Origin of the sequence: Levilactobacillus namurensis (assembly GCF_032197885.1) — a bacterium.
Classification (GTDB): Bacteria; Bacillota; Bacilli; order Lactobacillales; family Lactobacillaceae; genus Levilactobacillus; species Levilactobacillus namurensis_A.
In genome coordinates, this window is record NZ_CP134159.1 from 2,576,207 (window position 1) to 2,597,662 (window position 21,456).

General features: G+C 54.5%; 18 protein-coding genes, 1 pseudogene and 1 riboswitch. Of the genes and pseudogenes, 8 read left to right on the forward strand and 11 right to left on the reverse strand.

Annotated elements, in window-relative coordinates:
- Nucleotides 1-134 precede the first annotated feature (134 nt).
- Nucleotides 135-231, forward strand: a riboswitch (guanidine-I (ykkC/yxkD leader).
- Between the two features lie 70 nt (nucleotides 232-301).
- From RIN67_RS12220 to RIN67_RS12230, 3 genes are all read left to right on the forward strand, one after another.
- Entirely contained in the window at nucleotides 302-625 is a 324-nt protein-coding gene (locus RIN67_RS12220) for a DMT family transporter (protein WP_024747329.1), read from the forward strand.
- Nucleotides 626-628: 3 nt separating this feature from the next.
- Complete coding sequence (locus tag RIN67_RS12225; protein WP_107738237.1) at nucleotides 629-943, forward strand: DMT family transporter; 315 nt, start codon at nucleotides 629-631, stop codon at nucleotides 941-943.
- Nucleotides 944-1,100: 157 nt separating this feature from the next.
- Nucleotides 1,101-2,720 carry a putative polysaccharide biosynthesis protein gene (locus RIN67_RS12230; protein ID WP_265000072.1) on the forward strand — a complete coding sequence of 540 codons (1,620 nt, stop codon included), beginning with the start codon at nucleotides 1,101-1,103 and terminating at the stop codon, nucleotides 2,718-2,720.
- A 526-nt stretch (nucleotides 2,721-3,246) separates the two neighbouring features.
- Here the strand turns inward: RIN67_RS12230 and RIN67_RS12235 are convergent.
- The 8 genes and pseudogenes from RIN67_RS12235 to RIN67_RS12270 form a co-directional block, all read right to left on the reverse strand.
- On the reverse strand, nucleotides 3,247-4,080 hold the full coding sequence (locus tag RIN67_RS12235; protein WP_056944492.1) for a histidine phosphatase family protein: 834 nt from the start codon (nucleotides 4,078-4,080) through the stop codon (nucleotides 3,247-3,249).
- Nucleotides 4,081-4,432: 352 nt separating this feature from the next.
- Complete coding sequence (locus tag RIN67_RS12240) at nucleotides 4,433-5,992, reverse strand: glycoside hydrolase family 65 protein (RefSeq protein ID WP_265000096.1); 1,560 nt, start codon at nucleotides 5,990-5,992, stop codon at nucleotides 4,433-4,435.
- A gap of 54 nt (nucleotides 5,993-6,046) precedes the next feature.
- Nucleotides 6,047-6,585 (reverse strand): annotated as a pseudogene (locus RIN67_RS13405) (glycoside hydrolase family 65 protein); the annotation flags it as partial.
- Nucleotides 6,586-6,650: 65 nt separating this feature from the next.
- The gene (locus RIN67_RS12250; RefSeq protein WP_265000071.1) at nucleotides 6,651-7,286 is read right to left on the reverse strand and encodes an alpha/beta hydrolase; all 636 of its coding nucleotides are present in this window, start codon (nucleotides 7,284-7,286) and stop codon (nucleotides 6,651-6,653) included.
- Complete coding sequence (locus RIN67_RS12255) at nucleotides 7,255-7,647, reverse strand: hypothetical protein (protein ID WP_265000070.1); 393 nt, start codon at nucleotides 7,645-7,647, stop codon at nucleotides 7,255-7,257. Before RIN67_RS12255 ends, RIN67_RS12250 begins: the two co-directional genes overlap by 32 nt.
- Before the next feature lie 65 nt (nucleotides 7,648-7,712).
- A complete protein-coding gene (locus RIN67_RS12260) occupies nucleotides 7,713-8,576 on the reverse strand; it encodes an alpha/beta hydrolase (protein WP_265000069.1) in 864 nt (287 codons plus the stop codon).
- Nucleotides 8,563-9,996 (reverse strand): MFS transporter, encoded by a 1,434-nt coding sequence (locus RIN67_RS12265; protein WP_265000068.1) that lies wholly within the window; start codon nucleotides 9,994-9,996, stop codon nucleotides 8,563-8,565. The genes RIN67_RS12260 and RIN67_RS12265 overlap by 14 nt, the downstream gene beginning before the upstream one ends.
- A 383-nt stretch (nucleotides 9,997-10,379) precedes the next feature.
- Nucleotides 10,380-10,943, reverse strand: coding sequence for a matrixin family metalloprotease (locus tag RIN67_RS12270; RefSeq protein ID WP_265000067.1), 564 nt, complete (start codon nucleotides 10,941-10,943; stop codon nucleotides 10,380-10,382).
- Between the two features lie 638 nt (nucleotides 10,944-11,581).
- Between RIN67_RS12270 and RIN67_RS12275 the strand changes: the two genes are divergently transcribed.
- Both RIN67_RS12275 and RIN67_RS12280 read left to right on the forward strand, forming a co-directional pair.
- Complete coding sequence (locus RIN67_RS12275) at nucleotides 11,582-14,605, forward strand: MucBP domain-containing protein (protein ID WP_313826127.1); 3,024 nt, start codon at nucleotides 11,582-11,584, stop codon at nucleotides 14,603-14,605.
- Between the two features lie 149 nt (nucleotides 14,606-14,754).
- Complete coding sequence (locus RIN67_RS12280) at nucleotides 14,755-15,528, forward strand: SDR family NAD(P)-dependent oxidoreductase (protein ID WP_265000124.1); 774 nt, start codon at nucleotides 14,755-14,757, stop codon at nucleotides 15,526-15,528.
- 92 nt (nucleotides 15,529-15,620) lie between these two features.
- Here RIN67_RS12280 and RIN67_RS12285 read toward each other — a convergent pair whose 3' ends face one another.
- The 3 genes from RIN67_RS12285 to RIN67_RS12295 all read right to left on the reverse strand — a co-directional run bounded on the left by RIN67_RS12285 (nucleotide 15,621) and on the right by RIN67_RS12295 (nucleotide 18,613).
- Nucleotides 15,621-16,088 carry a nucleoside 2-deoxyribosyltransferase gene (locus RIN67_RS12285; protein ID WP_265000123.1) on the reverse strand — a complete coding sequence of 156 codons (468 nt, stop codon included), beginning with the start codon at nucleotides 16,086-16,088 and terminating at the stop codon, nucleotides 15,621-15,623.
- A gap of 77 nt (nucleotides 16,089-16,165) precedes the next feature.
- Complete coding sequence (locus RIN67_RS12290) at nucleotides 16,166-17,896, reverse strand: DUF5776 domain-containing protein (protein WP_265000122.1); 1,731 nt, start codon at nucleotides 17,894-17,896, stop codon at nucleotides 16,166-16,168.
- A 189-nt stretch (nucleotides 17,897-18,085) separates the two neighbouring features.
- The gene (locus tag RIN67_RS12295; protein ID WP_265000127.1) at nucleotides 18,086-18,613 is read right to left on the reverse strand and encodes a PadR family transcriptional regulator; all 528 of its coding nucleotides are present in this window, start codon (nucleotides 18,611-18,613) and stop codon (nucleotides 18,086-18,088) included.
- Between the two features lie 174 nt (nucleotides 18,614-18,787).
- Here RIN67_RS12295 and RIN67_RS12300 point away from each other — a divergent pair, with 174 nt between their 5' ends.
- The 3 genes from RIN67_RS12300 to RIN67_RS12310 all read left to right on the forward strand — a co-directional run bounded on the left by RIN67_RS12300 (nucleotide 18,788) and on the right by RIN67_RS12310 (nucleotide 21,181).
- Nucleotides 18,788-19,330 carry a phenolic acid decarboxylase gene (locus RIN67_RS12300; RefSeq protein WP_265000121.1) on the forward strand — a complete coding sequence of 181 codons (543 nt, stop codon included), beginning with the start codon at nucleotides 18,788-18,790 and terminating at the stop codon, nucleotides 19,328-19,330.
- Between the two features lie 53 nt (nucleotides 19,331-19,383).
- Entirely contained in the window at nucleotides 19,384-19,848 is a 465-nt protein-coding gene (locus tag RIN67_RS12305) for an NUDIX hydrolase (protein ID WP_056944501.1), read from the forward strand.
- Nucleotides 19,849-20,095: 247 nt separating this feature from the next.
- Complete coding sequence (locus RIN67_RS12310) at nucleotides 20,096-21,181, forward strand: TcaA second domain-containing protein (RefSeq protein ID WP_265000120.1); 1,086 nt, start codon at nucleotides 20,096-20,098, stop codon at nucleotides 21,179-21,181.
- Nucleotides 21,182-21,456 lie beyond the last annotated feature (275 nt).

Genomic DNA, 21,456 nt, shown 5'->3' on the forward strand with positions numbered 1-21,456 from the left:
TGCGCAAATCCCCGTTAAGCTTTCGATGTAATCGATTGTATTTTTTCGTGATTTTAATCACATTAAATTGAATTTTTTAGATTTTCCTTGCTAAAAGTCCCAATTCTTGCTAAGCTAACCCCAATTAAACACGCAGAAGTGCCTTCTAGGGTTCCGTCACCACGTGAGTCTGGTCCGAGAGAAGGCCCCGGAAAACGTTCCGGGACACGGAAGGAGAAAAGCCTGGGAGATTTTGTCGTCATCGACAGAATCCCTCAGGCTTTTTTCTAACCATTTTACCTGCGTACAGGAGGAATTTTCGATGTGGAAACACTGGTTCAGCGTCATCTACGGCGCCGTCTTTGAAGTCTCGTGGGTCGTAGGGTTCAAGCACGCCACGACTTGGTGGGAATGGGGGCTGACCGCCATCGCCGTCTACCTGAGCTTCTACTTCTTGATCACGGCCAGTCGCCACTTGCCGGCCGGAACGGCCTACGCCGTCTTCGTGGGTCTGGGGACCCTGGGCACCACCACGGTGGGCATGTTGCTCTTCGGCGAGGCCGTCAGTCTCTTGAAGATTGGCTTGATTTTACTGTTGTTAGTCGGAATCGGCGGGCTCCAGACCGTCACGGAAAAGGAGGCGTAAAGCATGGCTTGGATCTGGTTAATCATTGCGGGCTTGTGTGAAATGATGGGCGTCACCTTCATGAACTGGGCCTTACACCGGCATACCTGGCAGCTCTGGACTGCCATGGTCGTGGCCTTTACCGGGAGCTTCGGCTGTTTGGAACTGGCCTTACAAACGCTGCCCATGGGTACGGCCTACGCCATCTGGACCGGCATCGGGGCCGCGGGCGGCGTGATCACGGGCATGTTGTTCTTCGGCGAATCGCGGGACTGGCGTAAGTTGCTCTGGGTCGTCGTGATTTTAAGTGCCACGGTGGGGTTGAAACTGATCGCCTAATCGCTCACCTCGTCAAATCTGGGGTCGAAAATCCCCGCTAGACCCGGCTAACGGTCTTTTCTTTTGATTTAAGAACCTTTAAAATGGACAAATGCGGTTCCATGACCGTTTAAATCAAACTAATCGCCGTTTTGGCTGAGTAAGAGAGTGCCTAAAAATGAATAAGAAAATCATCTCCGGAACCTTCTGGCTGTCCTTCGGGAGCATCGTGTCGCGGATTCTGGGCGTCGTCTACCTGATTCCCTGGCTGTACATGATTGGCTCGCCCTATCATCAGACCGCCGCGCAGGCCCTGTTCAACACCGCCTACACGCCCTACGCGCTGTTCATCTCGCTAGGGACGGCCGGGTTCCCCTCGGCGGTCGCCCGCCGCGTCGCCTACTTCAACGGGAAGGATGAGCCGGCCAACGCCCGGAGCGTCGCCAAGATTGGCTTCCTGGTCATGCTGGCCTCGGGGGTCTTGTGTGGGATCTTGCTCTACCTGCTGGCGCCCACCATCGCCCACTCCAGTCCCGTGGCGTCCCCCAACGATGCCATCATTGCCATCCGCAGCCTGGTCCCGGCCATCATCTTGATTCCATCGATGAGCGTCCTGCGGGGCTGGTTCCAGGGGAATTCTGACCTGAAACCCTACGGCCTGTCCCAACTCTGGGAACAGTTCATTCGCATCGTGACCATCCTGCTGGGGACCTACCTGATCATTGAGGTCTTCGGGAATAATTACAAATACGCCGTCTTCGTGAGTGTCTTCGCCGCCTTCATCGGGGCTGTAGCCAGTTACCTGTACCTGTTAAAACAACTGGGCGGCTACCGCACCCAAGCCCCGACCGCAGACGCAGCCGTCTCGCGGCGCGAACTCCTGCGGATGTTACGTATCGTGGTCTACGAGTCAATTCCATTTATCTTCGTGGGGTCCGGCATCTCGCTGTGCCAGCTCTTCGACCAACTGTTTTTCAAACAAATCATGCAGGGGGCCTTACACCTCTCCGCCATCAAGACCCAGTACGCCTACACCATCTTCTCGGCCAACCCCAACAAGATCACCACGGTGGTCATCTCGCTGGCCATGGCCATCTCGGAGACGTCGCTTCCGCTGATTTCCAGTAAAATCGCGAACCTGCGAGACAACCGCGCAGGAATCGAACAGGACATCGAATCGAACCTCAACCTGATGACCTTCTTCCTGTTGCCGGCCGTACTGATGATTTGCGCCCTGGCGTTTCCGATTTACGGGGTCTTCTTCAACTTCGACCGGCTGGGCGGCCATTACCTGATCTACAACGTCCTTCAGAGCTTTATCCTGGGGATGGCCATCAACGTATTGACGGTCATGCAGGCCTTACGGATGAGTAAGAAGGCGACTTGGATTCTCTTGGGCGGCTTGGTCATCAAGCTGGCGCTCCAGTACCCGCTGGTCTACTTCTGGCAAGGGTTGGGCGCCATCCTCGCGACCAGTATCGCCTTTGGATTCGTGTTGCTGGCGAGTCTTCGCTTGATCCGCCACCACTACGCCTTGAACCTGACCAGTCTCAAGAAGACGGGCATCGTTAACGCCCTGTTACTGGTCGTCATGGTGGTCTTGATCATTGCGACCCACGGCCTGTACCACCCCATGACGGGCATCACCAACAAGTTCGTGGCCATGGTCTACGTGGCCGTCTGGGGCCTGATCTACCTGGGCATCTACCTGTTGTTGGCGAACCGTTCCGGCTTGACCCAGCAACTGTTCCATAAGAAGCTGGGCTACAAGTACTTCCGGTACAAGCATTTCGGCTAAAAAATTGATTGTTTAATTAAACCGGGCACTAGAAATTGTTGATTTCTAGTGCCCGGTTTAGTGTCGTCATGGAATCCCATTTTAATTTCCTGGTCATGTCTTCCCGTTCAAATGAGGCAGTGACTGCAATAATTTACCCAAATGCTCATTTTCCGACTTTTCGATGGTAAACAAAACCATACTTTCTTCTTCAATATGTGTAAGCATAAATCGAACTTGGTAGGTTCCAAGAAGATTTAAAAGTTCACTCAGTTTAGACGTTAGGACAACCCCATCACCAGTCGTGAAAGTTGACTAGGGGAATGTCTTGGTCTTTCTTAGTCAAAGGTCCAGCTTCGAGACCGCTCTTTGGCTCGAAGTGATGCCCACAGTGTTTCAGTCCTGACTACCCGGTAAACCGCTGACCCACACTATTTTAACAATGTCCCGTCAACTCCCAGCATCCATGACCAGACCCACAACGCCAAAACGGCCGGCACGCAAGGGAGCGCCGGTCGTTTTGGGTGACTAATTCAATTAACTTGGGTTATTTTGCCAGCTTGGCACCCTTGTTCACGTAGTACAGGGAACCAATCTTGCCGGAAACCGATAACTTATTGTTCTTGTACGTCAGCTTCGTCACTGAAGCGTTCTTCAGCGGCGTGCCTTTGTACTTCTTGGTCATACTTGCCAGGTATTCGTTGATCGACATCCCTGAGCTGACCACCAGGACGTTCCCGCCCCCGTGGCGCTTGGTGGTCTTGGCGATCTGCTTCAGTTCCTTAGCCATCCGCTTCTGAACTTGCTTGGAACTTTCGGCCCGGTCACCCTTGACCAGCTTAGTCTTTTGACTGTTCTGCTTGTCTAAGGTGTAGTAGGCGTCCTGTAACTTGGTCCAGTAAGCCTTCCCCTGCTTAGCCATCATCTCGTCACCGTTCTTGTAGCCGTATACACCGGCGATCAGGGCGTTATCCGTGGCGATACTGTCCCCTTCAAAGCTCCCGTAGCCGCCTTCGCGTAAGGCAGAAGAGATCTTGACTTTGACCTTGGCGTTACCGGAGTACTTCAACGCGTGCTTGGCCGTGACTTCCTGCCGAGTCAGGTTCCCTGCATAGGCGTACTTGAAGGTCTTCCCCTTTAACCCCCGGCCCAAATCGTTGGCGACCGCTAACCCGTTCTTAGTCAACGGGAAATCACTCCAGCCTTGAACCCGGCCCATCACGTTACCCGTGGTTTCGCCGTGCCGCGTCAAGTAGATCGTCACGGGTTTCGTAGTGGTCTTCTTCTTGGCTTGGGCCGACGTGGTCCCGGATAAGGCGAACGCACCGGTCGCGATAAGCGCGATACTAAGGGTGGTCTTTAGGGTCTGTGCTAACTTCATGAGCATGATGCCTCCTATATGTAAGTTGTAAGTGGTCTAGTTTCAAAGCCATCTCACGTGAATCGTTTTATTGAGAACTGGAATCGCTTACAAATCTAAAAATACCACAACCTGTTTTGACCCGCAACCCCTATTTTAGTGAATTTTTAATTGGCTTCAGGATTTACGGTTAGTTTCAGAAAACAACCTACCTGCCGACCGCTTTCAAAATTGGTATAGCTAACATTTCAGCCTATAACTGGTGATTGGATTTCCCCCTCACGTTCGCTACAAAAAACCACCGGCAGGTTCTCCCACCGGTGGTGCTTGCCCACATCGTCAACCGATCTAGGGTTGCGCTGCAGGTTTCACTTTAGTTCTTCGTCACCGCAATCAAAGATTCCGGTCGGCCGTTGACGCTTACGTGCACACTAGGCCCGCTGATTAAGCGCACCCGCGTCACATCGGCCGCTAAGTCAACTTCCAAGACACTCTTGCCCACCGTTAAGCGGTAGGACAGCGCCGTCAGCTCCTGGGGCAAATGGTTGGTCACGTGGACCACGCCAGCTTGGACATGGAAACCGGAGAACCCCGCCACTAACGCTAACCAGCTGCCGCCCAGATTGGCCAAATGCAGGCCATCGGCGGTATTGCCTTGGAGGTTGACCAGGTCCATCCGCGCCGTATCCATGAAGTAGCGGTAGGCCTTCTCGGTGTCTCCCAACCGGGCCGCCAAGATGCTAAAGGTCGACCGCGATAGCGATGAATCGTGAGTAGTGACGCCTTCGTAATAGGTGTACTCGCGTTTCAACTGTTCCGGGTCCAGGTCGTCCGGGAACAGGTAGTCCGCCAACATGGTATCCGCCTGCTTGGCGACCTGATAGCGGTAGATGGTCAACGGGTGGTAGTGCAACAGCAACGGGAAGTTATCCGGTGTCATCCGGTCGGCTGGCCAGTGCGGCTTACTGAGGAAGCTGTCGTCCTGCGCATTGATCTTATAGTCTTGACTGTAAGGCAGGTAGATGTGCGCCGCTAAGTCCCGGAAATGTGCTAGGTCCGCCGGCGTCACATGCAGGTCCATCAAGCGTTCCGGGTCATGCTTGGCCAGGTCGTCCGCTAACTGGACCACCAGCTCCAAGTTGTGTTTGGCCATCCGATTGGTGTAGTAGTTGTTGTTGACCAACGCCGTGTATTCGTCGGGCCCCGTGACGGTCAAGAATTCGAAGCGCCGGAGGTCCCCCACCTGGTGCCAAGTGCCGAAATCGGCCCAGAACCGCGCCGTCTCCAGGACCATCTCGAACCCACACTGGGCGATAAAGTCCCAGTCGCCGGTCACGTCGTAGTACTTGCCCACCGCGTAGGCTATGTCGGCGTCAATATGGTACTGCGCCGTTCCGGCCGGATAGTAGGCCGAGGCTTCCTGCCCGTTGATGGTCCGCCAAGCGAACAGCGCGCCGTGTTCGACCCCCATCTGGCGAGCCCGTTCCCGCGCCTGCGGCAGGACCTGGTAGCGGTACTGCAACAGCTGCCGGGCCATCTGCGGATGGGTATAGATGAAGTAGGGCAACATGAACATTTCAGTATCCCAGAAGTAATGCCCTTCGTACCCCGAACCACTCAGGCCCTTCGCCGGGATATTGGTTCGGCCGTCCCGCCCCGCGGACTGATTCAGCTGAAAGACGTTATAGTGAATGGCCAGGTCCAGGGACGGGTTGCCCCCCACCCGGACTTCACCGTGTCGCCAGACCTTTTGCCAGAAGCGCTGGTTATCGTCAGCCAGCTCCTCGAGGGAACTATCTAGCGCCGGGGTCACTGGGTCGATGGTGTTGAACTCACTGACCGCGCCCACGTAGGCCTGGTAGTCCAGCACGTGCGGCTGGTTGTCGCTGAGGTCGACCCGGTAGTTCAACAGCGTCCCCCCCGGCGTATTCATCCGCAGGTAGAGGGTCACCGCCAGTTGGGATTGCTTGGTCTGAATCTGGTACCGCTGAAGGTTCGGGGCTGTAAACGCGGTCTTGCAGTTCGGCAGGCCCGCCATCCGGGTCTTCCGCGGGTCGGCCGAGGCAATGGCTTCGGCCGCGGCCGGGACTGCGATGGACTTGCTGACCACCAGCGGGCCCGCGTAGTTGTCCGCGGACAAGGTGTACCGCACCGCCCAGAAGTCGTCGCGATCCTGACCAATCAGGGAGTCGACCGTGATTTGGATGGTCTCCCCCTGTTGTGACCTGGCCTGATACTGTTCCGTCAGTTTCCCCGTGGTCAGGTTCAGGTCCGCCGCGAGTCGTTTGCTAGCCGTGAACAAGTGCCCGTTAACCGTGGTGATGGTCAGGTGCCGCAAGTCCGCCAGGTTCACGATGGTCTGGTGCTGCTTCGCGTACCCCAAGTAATGGGTGCGGTTTCATAAAAGCCGTTGATCAACGTCCCGCTAATCGGGTTGCCGCTGATGGGATCCGTGGCCCGGACGCCGAAATGGCCGTTGGCTAACGAGAAGATGGTCTCCAGATACTCCGGCCGGTCGCTACCCACGTCCCGTAAGGTCAAATGATAATCCTGTGTCGTCAAAATAATTCCTCCCCTATGCCTGCAAAATTTTAAAGTGACTGCGCCGCCATCTTCAAGGCATCCTGGACCGCCGGAACGTTACCGGTAAAGTTCAAAAACGCGTGGCTCATGCCGCCGTAGCGAATATAGCGGGCGTCCTGATTCGCGGAGCCCACCTGGCGAATAAAGGCCTCGGCCTGGAGCCGAAACGGATCGAACTCTCCAATCAACACGGTGGTCTTCTTGAAGTTGTGCGGGTCCGCCAAGAGCGGCGACAGGAGTGGCGCCTTGAAGTCGACCGCTTGGCCGTTGACGTAGTAGTCGCTCATGATCTCGTCTAATTGTTCAAAGAGTTGGTAGGATCGGTGTAACGCGGGGCGCTGGCTCGCGACCACGTCAATCTGACGGTCGTTCCAGAGATCCCCTTGATAGTCGGACCCCTGAATCACGGTGGGGTAGAACAGGATGTGGCTGGCAATCTCGCAGATGCCCATCGACCGGCACAGCTGGCTCACGGCCAAGGCAATCGAGGCCCCCGCCGAGTCCCCGCTGACCGAGATCTGGGCGTAGGTCGCTTTCAAATCGGCGATGACCGCCAACCCGTCCAAGATCCCCGCCGGATACGGTTGTTCGGGTGCTAAGGCGTAATCGACGTTATAGACCACGCAGTTGGCCTGTTCCGCCATGAAAATACACCAAAGCGTGGTCTGCGTTCAAGTGATCCATCCGGGCGATTCGAATCACCCGCACCCGCCGGTTCATGGCCACAATCTGACGCATCTGAATCTTCATGTCAGTTGTGGTCAGGTCCCGCTGCCCGGAGGTTTCCGTCCCCTGCCGTAAACTGGTCAGGTCGGTGTCCAGGTGCGGATTCTCCGGAAGATCTTTCACGGTCTCCCAGATTAACGGCTCGTAGGTGTGCGGCGTCACCCGCTCCTTGAACCAGCTGGTCACCCCGTTTTGAACCTGATGCGCCGTCAAGTGTGCCAAGCGCGTCAGCTCATCTTGATAGTCCGTCGACCGTTTGGTTGTCGTGTCATTTAACATGGTATCGTCCTCCCCATAACTCAAGTGATTGCGCCGTTATCCGTCGGTCGCGCGTTACCGCAAGTTCATTGATTCCGCCAAAATGCGGTCAGGTTCCAGACCTGGTCCAGCCAGTCTAGCTCATCGGCGAACCAGTGGGCGACCGTGGGTTGGACGAAGGCCGCCCCGAACGTCGCATCGGCCGCGTCGTAGCTCTTGGGAAACGCCGTGAAGGCGCGAGCCAGCGATAACCCGTGAGGCCCCGTCGCGTAGATGGTACTCTGGACAGAAACACCCGCCGCCCGTAAGGCCTGGATATAGTGCTGGGCGTTGGTGACCGGCACCAGCTCATCCGTCTGGGTCGCCCAGATAAAGGTCGGCGGGTTGGCCGCCGTGACCAGCTGGTCTGCTTCATGGTAGGGCCATTCCCCGGCAATCGCTTCTCGTTCGGGAGCCGTGCTAGGCCAGCCCAGGCGTAACCCGATTACCGGGTACGCTAGCGCTAAGGCGTTGACTTTCAACTGATCCGACGCAACCCCCAAGGTCTGGGTCAGAAACGGCGCCGACCAGTGATCCGCATAGAGGGCGGCCAGGTAACCCCCGGCCGAGAAGCCCGCCAGGATAAAGTGGTCAGGCGACAGATGATCGGCGACCGCCCGGGCCCGGAAGTAAGCCACCACCGTCCCTAACTGGTACAGGGCCGTGGGCAATACTGGGGGTTGGTCGGCTAACCGGTAATCCACCACCACCGCCGCAAATCCTTGGGCCAGATAATTTAACGCAATAATTTCGCTTTCCCGTTGCGAGTAGAAGGTAAAGCCACCGCCCGGCAAGATGATCGCCAAGGGCCGCTTCTGAATCACGTGCAGATCCGCAATCGGGTCCGGTTGATAATAGGTTACCGTCACCCGGTAATCGCCCGCACCCAACGTCCGTTTAGAGACCTTCATCGCTATTCAACTCCTCATCGTCAGTCACCGGCGCAACTTCCGCGGCGACCTGTTCCGCTTTTGCGGCCTTCATCGAGGCGGCCACTTGGTCTTCATCCAGCTTGTAGAAGAGTAGGATGCCGGCAATCGCTAGGGATAAGATTACCGGAACCCAGATGAAACTGATGGAGATGGCCGCGTTGGCCGTGGCACTCTGAACCTTGGCCGTGGCTTGGAACCCGCCCCAGGACAAGATCCAGCCGGACAAGAAGCCCCCCAGGCCCATGCCCAGCTTGGCCCCTACCATGGGGACCGAGGACAGGATGCCGGGTTCATCGATTTTGAGCGCCAACCGTGAATACTCAACGGTATCGGCGATCATCACGAAGGAAATGGAGAACGCCGCCCCCATAGCGATCGTCGCAATCACGGTCCCGGCAAACAGGAAGACCAGGTTCCCCGAACTCAGCCCCAGTGGCATGATGGCTTCACCGATGGCAAAGGTGACCAGGGACACCATCATCACGTTGCGGTGCTTCATGACCTTACTCAAGAACGGCACGGAGAGGTTCCCGATGACGGCCACGATAATCAGCCCGTTGAACAGGCCAATCATGTCCGTCCGCCGGTAGACGTAGGTCAGGTAGTAGACCGCCGTTTGCATCCGGATGACCCAGAAGGTCTGTAACAGGATGAAGCCCAGACTTAGAATCACCCACGGCTTGTTCTTCACGGCCCCTTTCAGAGATTCCCCCACGGAGAGGTGGCTCTTGATGCCGTTCGCATCATCGGTCTGTTGGGTGGTCTCGACAGCGTTGTGTTCCCGCAAATTCAGGAAGGCGCCGAAGAACAGCAGCATGATCACGGCCCCAATAATCACGGCCCAGATCGTCCAGCCTAGCTTGGTGTTGCCCCCGCCTAACTTAGCGACCATCGGTAAGGAGATGGCCCCGATCACGGCGGTCCCGATGTTGGTCATGACCATCCGGGCACTGGCGAGGTTGGTTCGCTCGTCCGGGTCTGACGTCAGACTCGGCAGAATCGCCGTGATGGGCGTATTGGCTCCGGAGTAGACCAGGCTGAACAAGGTGTAGACCACGGAGATCCAGGCCAGTTGGAAGGCCCGGTTCCCGCCGAACGACGGGTTAAAGAATAATAGCATGGTCAATAGGCCCAAAGGCACCCCGAACCACAGGAAGTAGGGTCGGGACTTGCCGTACTTTGAATGTGTGTGGTCGATCAGGTAGCCGTAGACCACGCCGTCGAACGCATCGATCACCCGGACCACCAAGAACAGGGTCCCCACGAACGCGGGCGAGATTCCCAGAACCGTGGTGTAGTAGAACAGAAGGTATAGCCCAACGATTTGCCAAATCAGGTTCCCGGCCATATCTGTGGCCCCGTAGAACCCCCGTTGTTTCCATAATTGCCATTTACTCATGAAATTTCCCTCCTCCTTAAGAGTGAATCAGGTCTGTCTTAATAATCTTGTTTTTGTAATCGTTTTCATATTGCTAGCATACTGGTTGCGCCGCTAAACCGTAATCCCGCTTTTTGACTATCGACTTACCTTTTCTAACGCTCTTATCTATTTAACCTAATTTCTACGAAACCTTCAATAAATGGCGTCTCACCGGGATAAGTTATTGTTGGTGCTTAACTAACCTGTGACGCTCCCGGGATTCTGGTCAACCGTTCGGGGTTAAAAACGCTACCGCCATCGCTGGCCATACGAAAACGGGCCACCCCACCATCCTCGGCGGAGTGACCCGTTTTAATTTTGACTTAACCTGAAAGCCACCTGGACTTAACCCGGACGACTGCTTAGTCCGCGTAGGCCTTTTCCAAGGCGACCTTATCTTGATGGCTGATGGACTCGTAACGGTTGCTGGCGTACATTACGCTACGGCGACTCTTGGAATGGCTCAGGCCCAGGGCGTGGCCCAGTTCATGGGTCGCCACGTTGGTCCGTTGCTTCTTGGTGTAGCTGAACGACGTCAACAGGTCCCGGTTTAACGTGGAGTTCGCCGACACAATCTCGGCATCCTCATCCTGATGGTTGTAGAAAGAATAGTTGGTGTAGCCGGTGAATAGGCCCTTTTGGGTACTCAGGGAAGCAGACGTTTGTAACACGATGTCGGCTTTTTTCTGACTCTTGACGGCCTTTAACTTCACCGCACCGGTCTTGTTCCATTTTTTAACGGCGCTTTTCCAGATCTTTTGGTAGTATTTGGAGCTGCCGCTGTAAGTATAGGTGATTTTAGATGATTCCCAATGACCCCAAGAAGGCGTCTTAGCCGCTGCGTCGGCGTGGGCGGTGCTGCCGATGAAGGCTAAGCTCATGGTGAAGATTACTAAGAAACTGATCTTTAAAGATTTAAACGTCATATAGGTTAAATTACTCGCTTTCCGTGATTGAGGGGGTCATTACTTGTAAGTCCCTAGTATGGGGGCAGCGAGCCGTGAACAATATGCCCATCTGACGCACTATGGACATTTTCATGGTGACAATCTTAATGATGTGGATATATTTCATACCTTTTACGCTAATTTAGCCGCCAATCCCCTAGAATTCTTAAGGCTTGTGAATTATGAGAAAACGCTTAACCATCAAACTGGGCTAAAACTAATTTGCTTGGTGTTTTTTTCTAGGCGATTTAGTTGTTGGGGAGAGTCATTAAAGTGGGTGATGAAAAATCCGAACATTCATCTTTAAAGTCGTTAAAAATCTCTGTCATTGTTCGTCCACTGCCGATGATTCGCTACCCGACCCACCATTTTTGCAGTATTGGCATAGACACATTTTATTGTTTGTGCAACGGATAAGACATGAGATGGTTTCTAATAAAACCCTTTTAAATTGGTATTTTCGGCAAACTTACTAAGTAATAATGCATAAAAATCTTTTGCAGTGTGGACTAAATAGTTATCACGTGTTATTCTAGATTGGGATAAATGATCTAGCGACTTAGACGGTGTTAGACCCAACCAAACCCGAACTTATTGATTTTAGAAGGGAAGTATGGATGATGACGACACACAATGCACGTACACTAAAAAGTAAGCGTTACCAATGGCTACTCTTAAGCTCGACGGCCCTCTCACTGGCCTTTTTATCAGCGACCAGTACCAGCGCCCAGGCGGACACGACGACTGAGGCGGCGGACCAGCAGAGTCAAGCGACGACCGCTTCTGTGACCCCATCCAAGACGGTCACGTTAACTTCTACGACGAAAGTGGAAACCACGGACCCGGATACTCCCGCGCCTGCTACCGAAACTGACGACACAACGGAACCAACTGACCCAGACACCACCACGGAAACCGAAGACACCACGCAACCAACTGATCCAAATACAACGACAGAAACTGACGACACCACCGAACCGACTAATCCAGACACCACTACAGAAACTGAAGATACCACGCAACCCGCCGATCCAAATACAACGACAGAAACTGACAACACCACCGAACCAGCCGATCCAGACACTACCACGGAAACTGAAAATCCCGATGCAACCACTGATGCGGACGACTCCAACACAACGACTTCACCCGAAGACCTAACCGATGACCTTTCAAATCAAAACCAAACGGATGGGACGGACGACAACCAACTCAACAATTCCATCGCACCGGCGGCTTTCAGCGCAACCGCACCGACTGCACTAACCACGGATGCCACGGAAACCATCAATGACTGGATGCCGAATACACTTTTACAAAATGAAGTTTTGAAAGAACTTCAAAGTTTAAAAAATACCGGGAAAACCTGGTCCAGTGTTGACGATATTACCAAGGAAGACATGCAACTTTTAACAAAGCTCTTCATGACCGACACCTATATTGACGGTGAAACCGCTTATGCCTTAGACGGCCTAGAGTACGCCACGAACTTAACCAGACTTCAACTTAATGAGGGATTTAATGCGCCCTCGGGTATGTACTATGGTGACGTCCGTGATCTCACGCCACTGGCTGGATTAACCAATCTGACTGAACTAAACATCCAAAACAACAGCATAAGTGACCTCACGCCGCTAGCTAATTTGGTTAATTTAACCAGTTTTTCAGCCTCCTTTAACCACATTTCTGATTTCCGGCCTCTCCAAGGTTTGACTAACTTGAAAGATATCACCTACGGAAACCAAGTCATCATTAAAGACACCCCCATTTACGTTAGCCGGACGGATAAGACAGCTAATCTTCCTAGCGATCTCTATCTAGTCGACGGTACTAAAGTCACTCTAGAAGCCAATGCTCAGGTTGGTAAACCCATCCATATAAATCTTAACACCCTTCAATTTAAGTATAGTTGGTACTTTTCAGCTTCAGATAAGGGTGAGGTGACACAAGACGGCAATGGAGGCCTAAACTTTACCAATATTAAAGAGCAAGAACCGGGAATTACCGGTGAATATAACGGTTCAACGGTCGTCCCCGTTAAAGATCGCTACTTCCTCACTGGTTCCTCTGTGGTGTCGGGAATCGTTCAATTCGCCCTGGTTCAGCCTTACATCCTCTACGATTCAACGGTGACCGTTCACTACCAGGACACCCAGGGCAACACCATCGCCGACGACCAAGTCCTTTACGGTGACGTGGGCGGCGACTACACCACCCAGCAACAGGACATTGATGGCTATACGTTCCAAGAAATCCAAGGAAACGCTACGGGTCAATTTACGGATAAAGACCAAGAAGTGACCTACATCTACACCCAAGATCCCGCGGAACAGGGTACCGTGACCGTCCACTACGTCGATGACCAGGGCAACACTATTTCCCCAGATGAAGTTCTCACCCAAGACGTCGGTAGTGACTACACCACCGAACAAAAGGCTATCGACGGCTACACCTTTAAGGAAGTTACTGGTAACCCAACCGGGACCGTTACCGCAGAAACCCAAGAGGTCACCTACGTTTACACCCAAGATCCCGCGGAACAAGGTACCGTGACCGTCCACTACGTCGATGACCAGGGCAACACCATCGCCCCAGATGAGGTTCTCACCCAAGATGTCGGTAGTGACTACACCACCGAACAAAAGGAGATCGACGGCTACACCTTCAAGGAAGTCACCGGCAATCCAACCGGGACTGTGACCACAGAAGCCCAAGAGGTCACCTACGTTTACACTCAAGATCCCGCGGAACAGAGTACCGTGACCGTCCACTACGTCGATGACCAAGGCAACACTATCGCCCCAGATGAAGTCCTCACCCAAGACGTGGGTAGCGACTACACCACCGAACAAAAGGACATCGACGGCTACACCTTCAAGGAAGTCACCGGCAATCCAACCGGGACCGTGACCACAGAAGTGCAAGAGGTCACCTACGTTTACACGGCCGACAAAGCCGCGCAAGGGACCATCACTGTCCACTACGTTGATGAGAACGGAACAGCTATTGCGGAACCGACGACCATGACCGGTGACGAGGGCAGCGACTACACCACGACGCCGCGGACCATCGACGGCTACACACTGGTCAAGACTCCGGACAACGCCTCCGGTAAATACACTGCCGGGAACCTCGACATCACCTACGTTTACCAAGCCGTGAACACTGGCGGCGGTAACGGTGGCGGTGATAACGGCGGTGGCGACAATGGTGGCAACGGTGGCGGCGACATCGACACTGGCGGTGGTGACAACGGCGGTGGCGACATCGACACTGGCGACGGCAACAATGGCGGTGGCGATATCGATACCGGGGAAAATGGCAATACCGTTGATCCCGAAGTTCCAACGACGCCAACCAAACCAACCACTCCTGGCCAATCTGGTAACACGAGCGCCGGCGACTTGGTAAGTTCCGGGAACGCCGCAACGGGCTTACGGACACCTCAGACGGGTAATAATAGCACCCCAACGGCCCTGATAACTGGCAAAGCGGCCGCAACCGCCGCTCCTAACCAGACGGCGCAAGCTACCCTGCCACAAACTAACGAACAAAAGTCGACTACCAGTCTCATCGGTTGGCTGGCCGCTATCGCCATTGGTGGCCTAGGCTTCCTGCGGTTCAAGCGGCGGGAACACTAAAGTCAACAACTAGTCATTAGACTAAAAGCCGCGGACACGAAGTCTGCGGCTTTTTATGGTTCTTTTATGAATCCGCTTACAAGCAAAACAATGACTTGTTATACTGGACTTGTAGTTTGCTCGCAAAGGTCAATCAGGAGGTTTTATAGATGACAGTTTATCCAATCTTACAAGATAAAGTCGCAATCGTAACCGGTGCTGCAATGGGCATGGGTGAAGCCACCGCTAAGCTATTTGCCGAAGCTAAGGCCAAAGTCATTGTGGCCGACTTCAACGATGAAAAAGGACAAGCCGTAGCTCAAGACATCCAGGACCAGGGCTTAGAAGCTACCTTTGTCCATGTTGATATTTCAAATAGTCAAGAAGTCCAGCAACTAATCCAAACTACCCTAAAGACTTATGGTAGTTTAGATGTTGCCATTAATAACGCCGCACTAGCACCAGATAACGCCCCCGTTGCCGACTTTAACGAAGATTACTTTGACCGCTTAGTCGCCGTTGACCTAAAAGGAACCGCGTTATGCATGAAATATGAACTCCAAGCAATGATCAAACAAAACACCGGTGGCTCCATCGTTAACATTTCGTCAGTCTCCGGTTACCGGCCGCAACCGAACAACATGACTTACGTCGCTGCTAAACATGGTGTTCGGGGAATGACTAAAGTAGCCGCCCTCGAAAATGGTCCGCACAATATTCGGGTCAACAGTCTCGCTCCCGGTGCCATTGATACACCAATGCTCCACAGTTCCTTGAAGGCCGCGGGTCTGGATCCTAAAGAATTCGCTAAAACATTGAGTGAACTTAACCGTTTTGGCGACCCGCGTGAAATTGCCCAAGGGAGTTTATTCTTGGCCTCGGACATGGCCAGCTACATTACCGGGACCACACTCAACGTCGATGCCGGCTTCGTTAATATGTAATTAATCTAATAATTAATTGTCTAGTTATTAATAGTTAGACAATTAAAAGCCACGGATACCTTATCCGTGGCTTTTTTGATGCAACTTTTCAATTACCGAATTGCCCCATGGTACGTGAAGTCCTTGCTGGTGGGGTCCGCTAGGAATTGACGGGTCTGATTGAGGTCCTCTAAGACCGCTACGGCCGATTTCGCCAACATCACGTTGAACGTCTCCCCCGTCTTCAGGGTCTCCATGTAGTACGCGATGGGGATCTCGCGCCCGAAGGCCATCCCCGTCTCCCAGATAGTTCCGGTATCGTAGTCGTCGACCACGGCCAAGACCAACTTGGCGGTCTTCAGATGCGCCGTGTTATCGGCAAAGACCGCATCCCGGTCGGCATCCGTCGCGTCCGGCGTCAAGTCGATTCCGTCTAGACGCGGTGAATAGTAGCTGATGCCCATGTCATTCATCAAGTTCTCTAAGGCGCCCAAGCGTTCCGGTTCTCCTGGGGCGAACCAAGGACCGGCGAGATAAACTTGGGGGTGTTCTGCGTGTACCCGTTCTGCCAATACAATCACTCTCTTTCGTTGGTTACCGTTGAGTTTACCGGAAATCCGGTTCCCTGACTAGGGACAATCCGGGATGACCGCCGAACCTACTTGATCACCTGCACGTACTTGGCATTGGCGGTCACGTAGCCCCCGGCAACCCGGTAACGCAACGTGCTCCCCTGTGTCAGGTCGGTCGGGTGACTGTACGCCCAGCCCACCACTTTGAGGGTCTGACCGGCGGTGTACCGCTGTTTACGCTGGGTGAAGTCGGCCGTTTGGTACCGGTAGATCGCCCGCCGGACCCGAATCTTTTGAACCGACTGGCGTTTCCCCGCCTGAACCAATTTCTTATTCGCCGTGAGGTAGGTCCCGTCGGTGAGCACGAACCGGGTGGTCAGCCGGTGGTGGACAATTCGCTTCACCTTAACCACCTGACCCTGCCGGAAATGCGGGACCTTTTGAGTCAAGTTCTTCTGCCGGTAAGCGTTAGCGCCTTGCGGGTTGATCACCGTGACCACCGCGTGGCGTCCCTGGTAATAGGTCGGCGTGACGTAGGCCGCCTTAGCGGTCACGTAACCGGTCAACCCCCGGGTCTTACTCTGATGGTTCACATCCCGGACCTGGTACCGCAACGTCCCCTTAGCCGTCCGCGCGTAGCCCGTGACCACGAACATCGGTCGGTCCGGGCGGGCTTTCTTGGCGTACCATTGGCGCCGTGTCTGGGTGGTAAAGTTCTTGGTCCGGTACAGGCCAATCTTGCGGGTGGCCGTCACGACGGTCCCCTTAGCCGCAACACCATCCCCACCGCCAGCGTTGCCGTTGCCGTCCGGATCGGGGTCAGGGTCGGGATCCGGGTCAGGTTCCGGCGCGGGTTCGGGGGTCGGCTCTGGAGTCGGCTCCGGTTCACCGGGATCTGGTGGAATGATGGGGTCCACGTCCCCCAAAACGCCGGCCGCCATGGCCAAGATAAACCCATCGATCCGGTAGGTCCCCGCGGCATCCTTAGTCAGGTAGTCCGTCATGGGCGCCTCCATCCGTTCCAGCATGAGCTTCTCCGAACGGGCGGGATTCCACTGACTCAGCGTCTCCGGTGAATCGTTGGTGACTCCGTATTTGAGCATCAGGGGATCCCCCATCCCTGGAATAGTAACGTCATCAAACATCTTTTTGTACATAATCACGGTGTCCATCGCATCAATGTACTTATCTTCACTCATCCCCTCGGGTTGCGCTAGTTCCCAGAGACGACTTAATCGCGGTCGTAAGTTCTGCTGATAATTAGCGACTAGGTCCGCGTGGGCGGCCTCCGTCATCCCCTTAACCTGATACTGGGCAATCTGGCTCAGGAACCACGCGTCTTGGAATGTCTGGAGGCCCATTAACTCCTTCATTTCATCCGCAGTCCAGATCATCTCCTCGCTGTCCGCTTCACGCGAAACTAAAAAGTCCACGGCCCGCTCCCCAGGTTTGAGGACGACGGGGTCTTCCAGAAAATCCCGTAAACTACTCGGTAGCGACTCAAACATTTCCGCCTGATCCGCTGGTAACCCAGCCGTAATCTGGTCAAGATAGTCCTGGTCGGCCAGTTGAGCCACCGTTAGCGACTTAGGCGCCTGGGGTACTAAGTAGCTTTTATCCAGTTGGCCGTCCCGGTACAGCAAGGCGTAGGGCATCTCGACCTCACCAATCGGGTACTCCTGGGCCGCCGTCTGGGTGACTTGCGGACCAGTGGTCGAGGCTGAATTCGTAGTTGAAGCGGTTACATTTGTGGTCCATAAACTTCCCGCCAAAACGGCGACCCCTAGGGCCACCCAGCGGCTTGCGCGGTGTCGCATAGGTTGTTCCTCCTTCATCATCCTTCGGGCGTTTTCCCTTGGAGTATAGCATAGGCTTTAGCTAACACCTAAGGTTATGTCTCCCCTTGATCATAAACTATAAAAACCGCTCATTTACGAATATAACTGCTTCCTAAAGCAAAAGCACACCGGCGCCCCATTCAGGGGTTCCGATGTGCCAATCTGCCATTAATGGCGGTTTAACCACGCTAAGTACTGGGTCTCGCGTTCAATCGCGTGCTCTAGAATCAAGTAGTGCCCGTAGGCGGCGTCGATGGCGGCCTGGTCCGGGAAGACCGTCGCCATCCGCAGGTGGAGGTGGTCCAGCTGCGCTTGGTGTAACGCCACCTGCTCGTGAATCATCGCCGGGATTCGGGGGTCATCCGCCGACCGAATAAAGTACAGCTTAAGGATGAATTCGTCCTTGGTCGCCGTCAGTTCCGGCGACGGTTCGCTGATCCAGGCCTCCAACTTTTGGCGGCCTTTATGCGTCAGCTGGTAAACCTTCTTGGCCAGCTTTTCACCAGTCACCGCATCTTGATGGGTGATCTCGCCATCGGTCTCCATCCGCTTGAGCATGGGATAGATCTGGCTGTGTTGCGCCTGCCAGAACTCTCCGATTTCGTGATCAAACGCCTTAGTCAGATCATAGCCCGTCTGGGAACGCTGGTTCAATAACCCTAAAATAATGTATTGCAGTCGATTTCGCTGGCCGATGATGCTCAGTCCTTTCTGCCCGGTCTGTCGGGGTTTCCTGTCCTTATTGAACCAGTTTTTGAAAAAAAGTTCAAGCTGGGCCTTGACTTCACCGCTCAATCCCCGTATCCTAATCAAGTTATTTAAAACATGTAAATATTGACATAATGAAGACACAGAAAGGACGCGCAGCACATGACTGAAAAAACCTTTAAAACCCTCGACGACTTCCTAGGTACCCACTTCATCTACACCTACGACAACGGTTGGGAATACGAATGGTACGCCAAGAACGACCACACCGTCGATTACCGGATTCACGGCGGGATGGTCGCCGGCCGCTGGGTCACCGACCAAGAAGCCCACATCGTAATGCTGGTTCCCGGCATCTACAAGGTGGCTTGGACGGAACCCACTGGGACCGACGTGGCCCTCGACTTCGTGCCCAACGACAAGAAGTTAAACGGGACCATCTTCTTCCCCAAGTGGGTCGAAGAGCACCCCGAGATCACGGTGACCTACCAAAACGACCACATTGACTTAATGGAAGCTTCTCGCGAAAAGTACGATACCTACCCTAAGTTGGTGGTTCCCGAATTCGCCCAGATTACCTACATTGGCGATGCTGGCCAGAACAATAACGACGTGATCAACCAGGCACCTTACGCGGGGATGACCGACGACATCCGCGCCGGCAAGTTCTACGACACAAACTACCGGCACCCGAACCAGAAATAATCTCGCGTTTGCGGTACACTAGGGCTAATCCTCAAGGAAAGTAGGTCGATTCGATGGCAAACTATATCCAAGAAATCCGCGCCCTAGTGGGGCACAAACCGATTCTGTTAAACGCGAGCGGGGGCATCCTGCTCAATGACCAGGGCCAAGTCTTACTCAACCTGCGGACGGACACCCACAACTGGAGCCTGCCCGGCGGCTACCTGGAGTACGGCGAGACCTTTGACGCCGCCTGCATCCGCGAATACCGCGAAGACAGTGGCATCGACGTAGCGCTGGTGGCCCCCATCGGGCTGTTCGACCAAGGATTCACCACCTACCCCAACGGCGACCAAGCCCAAGTGATCACACGCTTATATCTGGTCCGCGCCGTGGGTGGCCAGGCCCTCCAGCAGGCCACCGACGAGACTTTAGACCTCCAGTACTTCAGCTTCGACGACCTACCGCCCCTGTTGAACCAACAGACGGCCGATATGCTCGCCGCAGCCCAGACCTATTGTCAATCCCATGAACACTAAAACCTTAGGCGCTCAGAAGTTCCGACTTCTGGGCGCCTTTTGCGATCTCACAAGATTCTGTCCGCAATTCACGGCTTAATTTAGCAAAACGGGTCGTCGTCCTTTCCCGGTTTAGCGTATAATAATGTCAGGTCAGAACACTTGAGGGTCCTGCCTTTTTAGCCGAAAAACCACCCTAGTTCTGCGTGATTTATAACTTGTATGATTAGAGCAGCCATCTATTTTCTCAAAAAGGAGCTTCGTCCCTATGCAAACCTGTCCGCATTGTCATCAACCCGTCACCGCTGGCAGTCGCTTCTGTGAACACTGCGGCTACGACCTGACCCAGACCCAGGCCCCGGCCGCCACCGCTGGTCGCCGGCGGGCCAACTCCCCGTCGCCCCGGTCCCACCACCATTGGCTGGGCAAAGTCTTGGGCGGCGTGATTGCCCTGGCCGTCATCGTGGTCGCCTTCTTAGGCGTCGGCTTTTACCACCGGCAAGCCGGAAAGCCCAAGCAGATCACCACGATCACCGACGCCATCACGGCCAACCAAAGCAATGATCTAGCCAAGCACCTGACCAGTGACGACCCTAGCCTCAAGATCACGGGCGACACGGTCCAGCCGTTCTTGGACTACACCCGCAAGCATCCCCAGTACGTCAAGAACATGCGTGCCGACCTGCTGGATTCCGGTGAGACCCGCGACCACACCTTTAAACTGGTCACAGCTGGCCACACCCTAGGCGTCCTGCCCGTGTATAAGTTGCAGGTGGCGACCATGCATCCCCACCTCAGTACCAACGCCGCCAACGCCACCATCCTGGCGAACAACGATGCGGTGATCACGGCCAAGAACGACCACTTCACCTACACCGCCGGCCCCCTGTTCCCTGGGCACTACACGTTCAAACTCTCGGGGACCCGCGATAAGGCCAGCGTCACCACAGATCTGCTGGGAAGTCAGGACCGTAACCAGGCCATCGCGCTGACCGCCAAGGCGGCGAAGACCACTAGCAGTTCGACCACCACGACCACCAGCAATTCCGGGACCGGCGAGCAACCACACCCCAACGACCAATCCAGCAGTGCCACGCGGGGGCAATTGGAAGCCGACATGTCTTCGGACGCCCAGGAAGCCATCGACGCGGCCAGTGACGACTACGATTTCGACCCCGACGACGAGCGCTACACGGTCTCTGAACCCCATCCGCAAGTTCTCGAAATCAAGACCTACGACCGGGATACCGGCGTGTCAGACGGGACTTACCGCTACGACCAAGTCCACTCGATCGTCAGCCTGTACAACGCCAGCACCGGTAAGTTCGAAACCAATGATGACGACGATGATTAATTGAAACTGGTTTAGCGCCCAGCCGTTGTCCTAATTCGTCTTACCAGACAACTGCTAAGTCTAAACGGGCCCTAGTTGATTTCTGGGTTCAACGCTAGTTTCAAAGTCATTCATCATCCGTAATTGTCAGCTAATGCCATGTCATTTTCACCGCCAATTGACAGCCCGGAGGCGAGCAGAGGCTTAGCCAGCGAAGTGATGGTTAGTCAGCGATTCTTGCTGGCTTACCATCAGGCCGAGTTTTGAAATTCGCGCCTTTAGCGAAGTTCAAAATC